The organism is Streptomyces sp. NPDC029139 (assembly GCF_055564335.1).
Map to the genome: position 1 here is coordinate 320303 of NZ_JBVHWN010000003.1, position 12788 is coordinate 333090.

Sequence of the window (12788 nt, forward strand, 5' to 3'; positions counted from 1 at the left end):
GCCGATGCCGGCGCCGCCCTAGGAACCACCGCCCTTGCCCAATCCCCCTTCCTCCAGCTCCGACGGTTACGACATAGCCCTGAAGATCGGCGGCGCTGCCCTCGCGATCGGGATCCCCCTCGCCTCCTTCGCCTGGCTGTCCGGGAACCTCACCGCCTGGGCGACCGGGAGCGGCCCGTGGGCGCCCTACCGCCCGGCCGACGCTCTCCTCCACCCCGAACGACTCTGGCCCCAGGGCACCGAAACGACCCTGCTGGTCGCCACCCGAATCGTGCCCGTCCTGCTGACGCTCTTGATCGCGGCCGGCGCCGGAGCCCTGTGGCTCCGGTACAAAGACCGGGCCGGCAGCCGGAAGAAGAAGGTCGAGGGCATGGCGAGCGCCCGCGACATCGAGCCGCTGCTCGCCAAGGCGATCGAGGCCAAGGCCCGCTCGCTGCGCCCGAGCCTGAAAAACGCCAAGCACATCGATCCCCAAGACACCGGCATCCTGCTCGGCAACCTCCAGGGCACGAAGCACGAGGTGCGCATGGGTTTCGAGGACGTCGCCGTCGCCATCATGGCGCCGCGTTCCGGCAAGACCACCTCGCTCGCGATCCCCTCCATCCTCGCCGCACCCGGGCCGGTGCTGCTGACGTCGAACAAGGCCGCGGGCGACGCGTACACCGCGTGCTACGACGCTCGCAGCCGGGTCGGCCGGGTGTGGTCGATGGACCCACAGCAGATCGCGCACGCCGCCCGCGAGATGTGGTGGAACCCGCTCGCCGACGCGAAGACCCTCGACGGCGCGGGGAGGCTGGCCGGGCACTTCCTCGCCGCCTCCGTCGACGCGAACCAGCAGGGCGACTTCTGGTCAAAGGCCGGCAGCAACATCCTCAGCCAGCTGTTCCTGGCAGCAGCGCTCGACGACCGGCCGATCACCGACGTCATGCGGTGGCTCGCCTTCCCCTCCGACCGGCGCCCGCTCGACATCCTGCGCGACCACGGATTCGCCTCCGTGGCCTCCCAGTTGAAGGGCACCGTCGAAGGGCCGCCCGAGACGAGGGACGGCATCTACGAGACCGCCCGCCAGTACGCCTCCGCCCTGCTCAACTCGGAGATCGCCGCCTGGGTCACCCCCCAGAAGGACGTCCCCGAGTTCCGCCCATCCCAGTTCGTGACCTCCAGCGACTCGCTGTTCCTTCTGTCGAAGGACGGCGGCGGCGGCGCCTCCGCGCTGATCGCCGCCTGCGCGGACTCCGTGATGCGGGCGGCGACCACCCAGGCCGAGCGTGCCGGGGGCCGGCTGGACCCCCCGATGCTCGCGATCCTGGACGAGGCCGCCAACGTGTGCAAGATCAGCGACCTGCCCGACCTGTACTCGCACCTCGGGTCTCGCGGGATCATCCCGATCACCATCCTGCAGTCCTACCGCCAGGGCCAGAAGGTCTGGGGCGACGCCGGCATGGACGCGATGTGGTCGGCGGCCACCGTGAAGGTGATCGGCTCCGGCATCGACGATCCCGACTTCGCCGACAAGCTCTCGCGGATGATCGGCGACCACGACGTCGAGACCACCAGCACGTCGGTCTCCGAGTCCGGCAAGTCGACGTCGATCAGCATGCGACAGGAACGGATCCTGCCGGCCGACGCGATCCGCGCCCTACCCAAGGGCTCCGCCCTGTGCCTGGCCACCGGCATGCGCGTCGCGATGCTCGACCTCCGTCCCTGGTACACCGAGCCCGGCGCCGACGAACTGGGCGCCGCCTCCGCCCGCGCCTCGAAGGCCATCACCGCCCGGGCCCTCGCCAAAGCCAGTGCGCAGCAGGCCGACTACGGCCCCGCCACGTGACTTCCCGCGTCAGCACCGCCGCTCAAGGGCGCCGCCCTGCGCGATTCCGCCATCGCCGTACGACGCCGAGGCGATCACCCAAGGAGATCACCCTGACCAGCTTCAAGCAGGCACTCGCTCTCTACGACATGGCCGACCAGCTCGACCGCCTCCGGTTCCAGCTACGGACACTGCCGCCGGCGCCCAGCATTCCCGACATAGGCAGCGTCTCCGCACACGTCGACGCTCTGGCCGGCATCACCACGGCCGTGACCACCCAGATCAAGGACTGCTTGTCCAACGGCCTGTCCCAAGACACGACGAAGGCCCTGGAGGCGTACAGCAACACCCTCGCTCCGCTGGGCGAGGCCCTGACCGAACTCGGTCGCATGCACGCTGAGATCGCGCACTTCAACTTCACCACCCACCCCGCGCACCGCGACAACCCGGCGGGCCTGGAACGCCCACGCCAGGTCGTCAACGAGACGGTGTCCGGCTGCTGCGAGGCAGCCGACGACATCCTCGACGTGGCGGCCACCGAACTCCGCGAAGCCGCGACCAAGCTGATGCCCTCTCCCTCACGCTTCCGGCCCGCCGCTACCTCCCTCAGTGCCTCCACCCGGTGCCAGACCCCACTGACCCCGCTCAGTAGCAACCGCTCGGGACCGGGCGCCCACGTCGTCCCTGCCCGCGGAGGTCTCGCCGCCGGTCCGGAAGGACGACGACGATGACGATCGAGTCCGAGGCCGAGGTCGCGCTTCCGGCTGAAGTCCTTCCCGCCCACATCCTTGCGCTGGCCGAAAAGACCACGCGGTTTCGGGACCGACTCCACACGCTCCAGGTTTACGAGCCGTTCAGCGCAGGGGATGCGCTGGCGCACGCAGAGGCGGCGGCCGACCTCTCCGAGGCCGTGAAGGCCGTAACGGACAAGCTCGCCAAGGTCCCGCTCTACGTGAGCCCCACCGTCCGGGACACGTTCCTTCGGCTCCAGCTCCTGGCCACCCAGGCCCAACTGGCCGACGAACACCTGACATGGGTCCACGTGTACCTCGACGAGCTGACGGCCCAGGAGCGTGCGCAGCGACCGCCCGGCCCGGTCCTCGACACGCTGGTCGAGGCCGGACGACACCTCAGGGAAGCGGACATGCTGACCGCGTTCGGGGCACGCGATGCCCTGCACGCTGCCACGGACTTCGCCAGCGCCCTGCGCGCCCAGAAGGTCAACAGCCGGGTGCAATCGATGTCGCCCGCCCAGTACGCCGCACTGCACGCCACCGCGTCCGGACACGTCACCGTCGACAGTCTGGGGGACGAGGAATGGGCATGGAACCGGCTCGACCGTCTCTCGATGGGCACTGTCCGGTCGCTGGAGTCGCGCGACTGGATCTTCCGCGAGGCACACCATCCCGTGCCGGGGTCCCGGTCGGTCCGCCTTCACCTCACCGAGGCCGGCTGCCTCGCGCTCGCGTCGCGGCTCGGCCACGCCCCCGTCGTGACACGTCCGCGTGCGCTCGCCACCCAGCCCGCCCGGACCCGTCTCCACTGATTTCAAGGAACATCTTGTGCACCCCTTCCACCTGTTCGCACTCCAGATCGCCCACGGGCTCCCCGGCACGTGGAAGACGATTCGCCGCTGGTACCCCCGTCCGGCCGACCAGTCCGTCGACCTGTGCCGGATCTGGTCTCCCTTCGACGACCGGCCGTCACTCGCCGAACGAGAGCACGCCGCGACCCTCCTGCGAGCCGACGGGTTGGAGCTCTACCTCACCGAGCACCGCCAGAGGCGCGTCCTCATCTGTCCCGTCGTTCCCCTCGGCCTGCACGAGGACGTCACCGACCGCCTCCCCGCGCCGCCGACCGTCGGCGCCCCGCTCGACCCGGCCCGCGCCCTGTGGCGGATCAACGACCGCGTCCTGCCCCACTACACCGCCGCGGTGACCGACGCCCGTGAAGCCGCTGCCGCCCTCGCCGCCCGGCGCTCGGGTAGCCCTGTGCCGCTCGCTCTCCCTCAGCGTCCTTCCGGGACCCTCACCCGCTGAGCCGCAGCTCCGAACTCCTATCCCGAAGGCAGGACCCCCGATCTCCCAACACCTCCCCACCGCACCCCATTTCGGAGTGTGCCTGCAGATGCTGACCCTCGCGACGAAGTACGCCCAGTGCTTCGACGTGCTCGACGACCGCTCCCTCAGCACGCCGGAGGCGACCGATCGAATCACCCGGCTGATCACAACGATCACCTCACTCTCCGAGGAGACCGCGGCCGTTCGTGCGGCCCACCTGGAACTGCCGATGTCCCTCCTCAACCACACCGACCACACGGTCGGGTCCAGGATCGCCCAGCTCCAGGTGGTGACGAAGGCGGCGGCCGAGTCCCTGGGTCGCGCCGTCGAAAACTCCGACCCCACCACGTTCACCTCTCTGGACTCGAGGCTGACCAACGTCCACGCGGCTCGGGATCTGCTCGGGACTGCTTCCGTCGACCTCATTGCCTGCGCCGAGCGCGTCGCCACCGAGATGGAGCGCTACCGCAGTTCCTACTCCGTTCCCGAGGCCAGTCACCCGCTGACAGGCGAGCAGCTCCAGGTCCTCCGGCTCGTCACCAGTGGCGCCGTCTCGGTCGACGAGGCGGGCCAGTTGTGGGTGGGCATGGACAAGAACGCCGCCCGCGCGAGCGTGATCATGGCTCTCGACCAGCAGGGCCTGGTGGCCTCCGGACCTTGTGCCTCGTGGGCCGACGAGGTGCGCGTCCTTCCCACCCCGATGGGCAGGCTCGTGCTGGCAGCCACCCTCGGCCGACCGGAGCACCGAACGGTCGGCGCGCATTCGGCATCCAGTGCGGCGCCGGCCAGAACGGTTGCTTCCGTGCAGAGAGCACGACGATGACCCCGGATCCCCTGCAGGAGCGCGATGCGGGATGCGTCGAATCCTCGCCCGGCTCGTACCTCTCGTAGCACGCGGCCTCACCACCCGTGCGCTCTCCCCGCTGCACTGGTTCTGGACCGCTGCACCCCCACGGCAGAGCGTTCACCGAACCCTTGCAGCCACGCTCGCCCTTCCGGCCCCCGCCGTACGGGCAACTGTCCCCGGCCCGTTAGGTCTCCCGCGCCACGCGCCTCTGACTCAGAGGGCAACCCACGCCTGCGGCAGCGCCTCTCGCAGCGGCTCCCGGGCTACTCACGCCGGCCTCTCCGAGTTCCCCACGACCGAGGCCAGCCCAGCGACTTGCCTCGCCGATCCCGTTCAAGGAAGTCCCGATTTCCACGCACTCTTCCCCCCAGTTCCGCGCCCTCTCCCTGGGCGCCGGCGTCCAGTCCAGCACGGTGCTCGCCCTCTCAGCTGAAGGCATTCTTCCGATGGTCGACTACGCGATATTTGCTGATACGGGCTGGGAACCCAAATCCGTTTACGACCATCTCGATCGCCTCGAACGGGAGATAGCGAACCCTGCCGGGATACCTATCCTCCGGGTTTCCTCCGGCAACATCAGAGATGATGCACTGAATCCCGCGCACCGTTTCGCTTCAATGCCGCTCTACATCCTCAACCGGGACGGCCGACCCGGGATGACCAGGCGCCAGTGCACGGGCGAGTACAAGGTCAAGCCGATCAAGAAGAAGATCCGGGATCTCCTTGGCTTCCCCTATCCGACCCGGGTCCCGAAGGGCGTGTTCGTCGAGCAGTGGATCGGCATATCCACCGACGAATTCCATCGCGCCAAGGACGCCGACGTCCAGTACATGCGGAACGTCCACCCGCTGATCGACATGGGCTGGTCCCGTTCCGACTGCGTCCGTTATCTCACGTCGCTGGGTTTGGCCGATACGCCGAAATCGAGCTGCATCGGCTGCCCCTTCCATGGCAATGCCCAGTGGCGGCACATCCGCGACACCTCGCCTGCGGAGTGGGCGGACGCCGTGGCGTTCGACGCGGCGATACGGAAGGGAAACGCCCGCGCCAACGCGACAGGGAACGAACTGCTGGGCGAGGCGTTCCTGCACCGCTCCCGCGTCCCGCTCGACGAGGCCCCGATCGACCACGTGACCGCCGCCGAACGCGCCGCTCTCGCCGCCGACGAAACCGACGAGGCGGAGCTGGGTGTCGTCAACGGCTGCTCTCCCTGGTCCTGCCGCGGAGAAGCAGAGGCGGTGCAGGACGACTTCGGGCTGACGGCATGACCAGCCGGCTCGTGCTCGACCTCTTCGCGGGTCCGGGCGGCTGGAGCGTCCCGTTGCGCCGCTTCGGTATCCGGGACGTCGGCCTGGAGTGGGACGAATGGGCCTGCAAGACGCGGGCGGCTGCCGGCCTGCTGACGGTCCGCACGGACGTCGCGATGTATCCGGCCTGGATCTTCGCCGGCCGGACACGGGGGTTCATCGCCTCCCCGCCCTGCCAGGCGTGGTCGATGGCGGGCAAGCGCCTCGGACTGGTCGACCAACCGCTCGTCCACCAGGCGGTCGCCGATCTCGCCGCCGGCCTCGACACACGGGAGAAGCTCCTGGCTGCCTGCCGCGACGAACGCTCCCTGCTCGCGGCCGAGCCCATGCGCTACCTCCACGCCCTGAACACCGCCGGAGAACCCGACTGGGTGGCAATGGAAGAGGTCCCCGACGTCCTGCCCCTGTGGAAGCAGTACGCCGCAATCCTGCGATCCTGGGGCTTCTCCGTGTGGACCGGGATCCTCAACTCGGCGGACTACGGCGTCCCACAGACGAGGAAGCGGGCGATCCTCCTCGCCTCCCGCATCCGCACGGCCGAGCCGCCGGCGCCGACCCACGCCCGCGCCGCCGAGCCCGAGTCGCTGTTCGGTCCTGGCCGCGCGCGATGGGTGTCCATGGCCGAGGCTCTCGGCTGGGGTGCGACCGACCGCCCCGTCCCGACCATCTGCGCCGGCGGCGGGCCGGGCGGCGGCCCCGAGCCGTTCCCCTCCGGGGCGCGCAAGACGCTCTCCGACGCCCGTGCCCGCGGCACCTGGACACCCCTCGCGGGCGACGTCGTCCTGGCCTCCCGCAGGGAAGGGGCCGGCTGGGCCGCCCGGCACGGCACACGGGACAACCGAGCCGCCGACGCACCGGCGCCCACCTTCACCGCCGAGGCTCACCGCTGGTCGTGGTCGCTGCGCAGCAACAACCAGAGCAACGCCACGGTCCGGGGCATCGACGAGCCGGCCGGGACCCTGTTCTTCGGTCACCGCGCCAACGAGTGCACCTGGGTCGCAGAGCCACCCTCGAATACCGCGGACGGTGACGCGGCCCAGCCGCCGGCGCCAATCCGGATCACGGCCGCCGAGGCCGGCATCCTGCAGACCTTCCCCGCCGACTACCCCTGGCAGGGCAACAAGGGCCAGGTCTTCAGTCAGATCGGCAACGCAGTTCCTGCGAGGCTCGCCGCCCACCTCCTCGCCCCGCACCTCGACCGCACCTTCAACCCCGACGACTTCACCCTGGCAGCCTGATGCCCCAAACCCCCGCTCCCGACGAAGAGCCGCCGTACGAACCGGCCCAACGCGACCCCGCCCACTACGCCGAGCAGGCCCTGCTGGGCGCCCTCCTCCTCACTCCCCAACTCCTCCGCACGACAGCCGGACTCGAGCCGGACGCCTTCGCCAACTCGGCCCACGGAGCCCTCTTCGCCGCGATGCGCACCGTGCCGGCTCCGAAGGAGCAAGGCACCCAGACTGGCCTGGCCTGGCTGCGGGCGGTCCTGAAGGAAGCCCGCCAGAAGGTGCCGGCCCTGACGGCGGCGTACCTTCACCTGCTGATCTCCGCCTGCCCCCGCAGTGAGCACGCCGGCGCGTACGCGGCGATGGTCCGCTCCGAGCACGCCCGCCGGTCCATCCGGCTCCATGCCGAGACCCTCGCCCTGGCTGCCGACGACGTCACAGTGCCCGACCGCCCCGCGCACGTCATCGCCGCAGCCGACGCACTCGCCCGCCGCCTGGACTCGCTCTCCCGGGACTTCCCCGCCCGCGCCGGATCCCTGCCTCGTACTCCCGTACCTCCCGCGAAGCCGCCCGCCATTGACGGCGAGGCCGACGACCATGAGCGGATGCTGCTCGCGAGCGCGGTGGTCCGGCCGGCCACCGTGCGGGAGATGCGCTGGCTCGCTGTCGAGGACTTCGCCCGCCCTGCGCACGCCGGCCTGTGGCAGTGCATCGCCGCACTCGCTCACCGCGGGGATCCCCTGGACCCGGTGACGGTGATGTGGGAGGCGCAGCATCGGGGCATCCTCGACACCGGCATGCCGCCCTCGGAGGTACTCGCCCTGCTGGGGGATGCCGCCGGCTCTCCGGATTACTGGGGCACCCAGATCGTCGAGCGCTCTCTGCTCGCTCGCGCCCGCCACGCGGCCGAACGGATCACCGCCTTCACGGACGATCGGGCCAACACGGTCCACCAGCTATTCACGGGCGGGCGTAGGACGCTGGCCGAACTCGCCTCCGTCCGCCGCCGCTGGCAGCAGGCAGCACGCCCGTCCTCCGGCTCGCCTGCTCCCTCAGAGGCACGGGCCATGTCACGGGCCGGCCCGCGTTCCATCTCCGTCTCGCAGCCGCTCGGGCGCCCCGCTGCCCGGCCCACCGCCGCTCGAACCCCGTAACCGAGGGATCCCAATGCCGTACGCCCCTGCGGACGCCCACGTCCGCTTCGCGCTGCACCCGGACCACCACCCCGCCGTCGTAGCGACCACGACCGGCTCCACGGCCGACGCTGCCCGCTCTCATCTGCATGACCTCGGTTTCCGCAGCACCGGCCCGGCCACCATGGCCCTGGCCCGCATCGACCGGGAGGAGCCCTACTTCACCGCCAAGGCGGCCGAACTCCTCCAGCGGTACGGATTCACCACCGAGGTCGATCCCGCCCTCCAAGAGGAGATCGATACCGAGTGGACCTGGGGCGACTACCCCATGCCCTGGTGCACCCGCGGCGAGGTCCGCGAAGTCGGCGCCGAGGCCCAGCGGATCCACGACGACATCGCCGAGGGGCGCCTCACGATCCACCTCCACGCTCACGACGGCCACACCACCGTCGCCGTCGGCTCCTACGCCTCCGGCGTCCAGCGGCACGTCCACCTCCACGGCGAGAACCACCTGCGCCAGGTCGTCACCCGCTTCGACGACGAAGCAGACGCCATCGCCGACTTCCAGCGCCTCTACAGCGTCGCCGTCCGCCCCGGCCCCGCCCCGCTCACGGACCTCGAACGGGACATACAGCAGCTCCTCTCCGGGCCGCGCCCGCCCCCTGCCGACGGCTGCACCGAACAAACCACCCCCGAACCGCCGGTCGCGGGCCCCGGGGAGCACGAGGCGTTCCTCGGCGCTCTCTGCGACGAGGAACGCCAGTGGGAGAAGTACCGCCCGTTCGACGAGACGACCATCGCCTCCCACGACTCCCTGACGGTGCGTGTCGAGTTCGATCACGAGGCCCGGCACCGCACCGATGTCGCCTGGACCATCGCCGAGTACGACGGCCCCGTCGGCGAGCGCCTATGGCACGCCACCATCACCGCCGGCACACCCGTCCCACTCATCCGCACGATGCTCCAGCACCTCGACGCCCCGCCCCTCGTCACCGCCGGCGACCCCGACGATGTCCTCCACAGCGCTGCCTGGAACCCGTCAAGCCACCCCGGCCGCACCACCTGGGCGGCACCGGCCGGGACCATCGTCTTCGAGTCCACCCCTCACGCCACGGCGGACCGATGGATGCTGTACTGCGGGGAAGACCTCGACCGGGCAGCGTGGACCATCCACCTCTCCGCCGGCGTCCCCCACGACCTCCTGGCCCAGCTAGCCAGCGCAGCCGCCGAACTAGTGCCCGCGCCCACGCCCACGTCGGCACCGAAGCCACTCCCGGTACCCACCCTCCGGCTCCCCGCGGGCGTTCCTGCACAGCGCGCGCGAAGCCGGTGACCCTCGAAGCCCGGCGACACCCGGGGGCCCGACCTCTCCCAATCCCCGGCCAGGCAGGAACCCGGCGACTGCGGCCGGACTGCTCCGCGTTACGGTCGAAGCGGCCTGTCCGGCGCCGTTCCGACGCCCGGAGGCACAGCGCCGAAGCCGCTCACACCGAGGAGACCCTCCGTTGGACACCGACGCCCTGCACACCGACGGGGACACGTTCTGGCAGGAACGCAGGACCTGCTTCCTGACCACCCTCCGGCCCGACGGCACCCCGCATACGACTCCTGTCGGCGTGACGTACGACCCCGAAACACGGATCGCCCGCGTCATCACCGACGGCGGCAACAAGAAGGTCCGTAACATCCGCGCCGCCCTGGCCTCCGGCACGGAAGCCCGCGTCGCCGTGAGTCAGGCCGAAGGCCGGCGCTGGTCCACCCTCGAAGGCACCGCCGTCATCAACGACGACCCGGAATCCGTCGCCGACGCCGAACTCCGATACACCGAGCGATACAAAACCCCGCGCGTGAACCCCAACCGGGTCGTCATCGAGATCACCGTCACCCGCGTCCTGGGGCCCACCAAGCCCTCCGGCTGGTGACGTCGCCCGCCCCAGGCGCGGGCGCCATGTCGGCGAGGATCCCCGGTTTCCGAAACCGGGGATCCTGCGGACGATGGACGACACCACCGCCATTCCCCGCCCCATCGTTGAAAGGCACCGCCGACACCGAGAACCACGCCCTGCCGCCCGCCCCGCTACGCCGCGGCGTACGACAGCCGGAACAGCTCCAGCGCCCGCTCCACATCCTTCTCGGAGCGCAGCTGAACCTCCAGGTCACCAGTGCCGTGATGGCCCAGCCCCGTCACGTCCCGGGTGAAGCCCGGCACGAGCTCGACCGTCGCCGGCGCAACCTTGAGGTACACCAGCAGCTTGTCCTGCCGTCCGGTGACGCAGGCGAAGTTCCGCAGCCGCTGGTAGGCGTCGTACTGCTTGCGCTCGACCTTCGTCACGCCCTCGCCCAGCCCCAGCAGCGTCTCCTCGACCACGGCCGCCAGCTCCGCCATGGCGTCGGTCCGCCGGCGCGGTGACGCTCCCCGCCCTCCGCGGAGGCGCTCTCGGCGCGTCCCGCCGGTCTGGGCGGCGACCGACGCGACCGTCTCCAGCGCGATGTGGTGCTCGCCCAACATGGTGTAGCGCACGAGGTCGATGGACCGCCGGTGCTCGCGCACCGCGTGAAGGTCGTAGCGCGTGAAGCCGCCGGCGACACAGATCAGCCGCGGGGTGCTCCACAGAACCCCGGCGGCTGCCGCCGCCCCGAGCCGCTCGCGCACCAGGGCCTCGAACTCCTCCCGGTGGTCCATCAGCCACGCCACGTAGAACAGGCCCTGCGACACGACACCCGGGTCGGTCGCCCGCTTATACTCGACGATCACCGGCGAACCGTTCTCATCCAGCCCGAGCGAGTCGATGCGCCCGCCGTGAACGGGACCGGTGCTGTACTCGGTGGCCAGGAAGCGGACCCCGAGCATGGGCTCCATCGCGCTCTCGACGAGCGCCTGCACATCGGCCTCAGCCTCAGCCAGCCACGGCATGACCTCGGTCACGCCGTTCGTCGTGTCGAACAGTTTCAGGTCGCCCCTCCCCACTCAGCGATTGCCAAGCGGGAACGCCGAAGAGACGGAAGATTATTTCCTCGGAAGACCGCCCCCATGCCGCACCCCCGCTGCGGCAGCTCGACAGCGGTTCGCGGTGCGTGGCGAGAGGGCGACGTCAAGCCCGCATGTTGCAGCGCGACGCTGGTTGCCATGAAGACTTCGTTGCAGTTCTCTAGCGGTATGCCGAGGCACCTGTTGTCCGTGGAGCACACGAAGATCCGCACTTTGCGCGAACAGGCTGGATTGACTACGCAGATCCTTGCTGATCGCGTGGGCGTCACCTCTCGCGTGGTCGTGTACTGGGAGGAGGGCAGATACACACCCGAGGCCCGAAACGTTCGTCGACTCGCGGATGCACTCGGCTGCACCACTTCGGACCTCACAGGCACCCCGAGCGGGGCCGAGGAACTAATTGATCTCCGCTATGGAGCTGGCCTGACCGCGGAAGAAGTCGCCAGCCGTCTTCTCGTGACTCCAGTCGGCCGTGACCTGTTCGTCGACGCGCACAAGATCCGCAGTCTAGAGCGCAACCGCCAGGTGTCTGGCTGGAACTGGAAGAAGCCTGAGCACACGGGCCGGCTCGTGCAGCAGCTAGCTGCCGTGTACGAGGTGCCGGTCCGGTTGGTGCTGGACGCATGGATGCGCACACGGCCCGCGGATGAGCCCCCGCGGCTGCCCGAGCGGGAGCGGCACGGTCCTCCGGAGTCGGCAGTCGAAGGCTGGGAAGGGCTGAATGATCGGCAGCGTTTGTACCTGGGGGAAATCCTGCGGGATGACCGGATGACCGAGGCTGAGATGTGGATGCGCAGGCAGAACAGGGCGAGCGTTCCGCCGGCCAAGCAGTGGCGGAAGTTGCCGTTTGCTCTCGACGCGCCCGCCGAAGCGGTCGGCTATACGCGTCTGCAGGAGCGCCTGCGAAGCGCAGGCATGCACGATCAAGGCGCTGGGGCGACTCTCCACTCCCTGGAGCGGCTGCGGCTGATCAAAGTGGCCAAGGATCGCATGGAGGTTCCTGGGATTGGCGAGGTGGAGCGGACCTTGGTGGAGATCACGCGTCGCGGCCGGGCCTGGGCCCGGGCCGGGCTAGGTGAACCGGTTGAGCCCCCGCCGCCCGCCCATCTTCTGTCCGAATGGCTGTGGGGCGTTTTGCTACGTGTTGCCGCAGCCGGCCCGAGGGGCCTCCACGAGAGCGACCTGGCGGGCAAGTCGTTGTTCTATTTGGCGGTCGGCTACCGGCCGAGGCGCCAAGCGCACCCCAGTCGAGGTTTCATCGAACTGCGGCCAGTGATGGCTCCGGGCGATACGCATGTCCTCGAGTACCGGTGGCACGTCACCGCGCTGGGACGGCATCACATTGGCGCCTACCTGCACGTATACACGGAGATGTACCCGTGCGCGGCAACCTCGCCGCAGTGATCGTTTCGAGCGGCC

The 12788-nt window shown here is 70.0% G+C and carries 12 protein-coding genes; 11 read left to right on the forward strand and 1 reads right to left on the reverse strand.

Annotation, left to right across the window (positions count from 1 at the left end; all coding sequences use genetic code 11):
- Positions 1-34: 34 nt before the first annotated feature.
- The 10 genes from ACZ4VW_RS09395 to ACZ4VW_RS09440 all read left to right on the forward strand — a co-directional run bounded on the left by ACZ4VW_RS09395 (position 35) and on the right by ACZ4VW_RS09440 (position 10302).
- Entirely contained in the window at positions 35-1828 is a 1794-nt protein-coding gene (locus tag ACZ4VW_RS09395; protein WP_467960204.1) for a type IV secretory system conjugative DNA transfer family protein, read from the forward strand.
- Positions 1825-2538, forward strand: coding sequence for a hypothetical protein (locus ACZ4VW_RS09400; protein WP_467960205.1), 714 nt, complete (start codon positions 1825-1827; stop codon positions 2536-2538). Before ACZ4VW_RS09395 ends, ACZ4VW_RS09400 begins: the two co-directional genes overlap by 4 nt.
- Entirely contained in the window at positions 2535-3353 is an 819-nt protein-coding gene (locus tag ACZ4VW_RS09405; RefSeq protein ID WP_467960207.1) for a hypothetical protein, read from the forward strand. The genes ACZ4VW_RS09400 and ACZ4VW_RS09405 overlap by 4 nt, the downstream gene beginning before the upstream one ends.
- Before the next feature lie 16 nt (positions 3354-3369).
- Positions 3370-3846, forward strand: coding sequence for a hypothetical protein (locus tag ACZ4VW_RS09410; protein WP_467960208.1), 477 nt, complete (start codon positions 3370-3372; stop codon positions 3844-3846).
- Positions 3847-3934: 88 nt separating this feature from the next.
- Positions 3935-4690, forward strand: coding sequence for a hypothetical protein (locus tag ACZ4VW_RS09415; RefSeq protein ID WP_467960210.1), 756 nt, complete (start codon positions 3935-3937; stop codon positions 4688-4690).
- A gap of 437 nt (positions 4691-5127) precedes the next feature.
- On the forward strand, positions 5128-5982 hold the full coding sequence (locus tag ACZ4VW_RS09420) for an adenine nucleotide alpha hydrolase family protein (protein WP_467960212.1): 855 nt from the start codon (positions 5128-5130) through the stop codon (positions 5980-5982).
- Positions 5979-7259 (forward strand): DNA cytosine methyltransferase, encoded by a 1281-nt coding sequence (locus ACZ4VW_RS09425; protein WP_467960214.1) that lies wholly within the window; start codon positions 5979-5981, stop codon positions 7257-7259. The genes ACZ4VW_RS09420 and ACZ4VW_RS09425 overlap by 4 nt, the downstream gene beginning before the upstream one ends.
- On the forward strand, positions 7259-8401 hold the full coding sequence (locus ACZ4VW_RS09430) for a DnaB-like helicase N-terminal domain-containing protein (protein WP_467960216.1): 1143 nt from the start codon (positions 7259-7261) through the stop codon (positions 8399-8401). Before ACZ4VW_RS09425 ends, ACZ4VW_RS09430 begins: the two co-directional genes overlap by 1 nt.
- Positions 8402-8414: 13 nt before the next feature.
- Positions 8415-9713: a DUF317 domain-containing protein gene (locus ACZ4VW_RS09435; protein ID WP_467960218.1), complete on the forward strand. Its 1299-nt coding sequence runs from the start codon at positions 8415-8417 to the stop codon at positions 9711-9713.
- Positions 9714-9885: 172 nt separating this feature from the next.
- Positions 9886-10302: a PPOX class F420-dependent oxidoreductase gene (locus tag ACZ4VW_RS09440; RefSeq protein ID WP_467960219.1), complete on the forward strand. Its 417-nt coding sequence runs from the start codon at positions 9886-9888 to the stop codon at positions 10300-10302.
- A gap of 155 nt (positions 10303-10457) precedes the next feature.
- Here ACZ4VW_RS09440 and ACZ4VW_RS09445 read toward each other — a convergent pair whose 3' ends face one another.
- Positions 10458-11294 carry a transporter gene (locus tag ACZ4VW_RS09445; protein ID WP_467960804.1) on the reverse strand — a complete coding sequence of 279 codons (837 nt, stop codon included), beginning with the start codon at positions 11292-11294 and terminating at the stop codon, positions 10458-10460.
- Positions 11295-11507: 213 nt separating this feature from the next.
- On the opposite strand from ACZ4VW_RS09445, the gene ACZ4VW_RS09450 reads away from it, so the two are divergent.
- Positions 11508-12773 (forward strand): helix-turn-helix transcriptional regulator, encoded by a 1266-nt coding sequence (locus tag ACZ4VW_RS09450; protein WP_467960221.1) that lies wholly within the window; start codon positions 11508-11510, stop codon positions 12771-12773.
- The last annotated feature ends 15 nt before the right edge of the window (positions 12774-12788 follow it).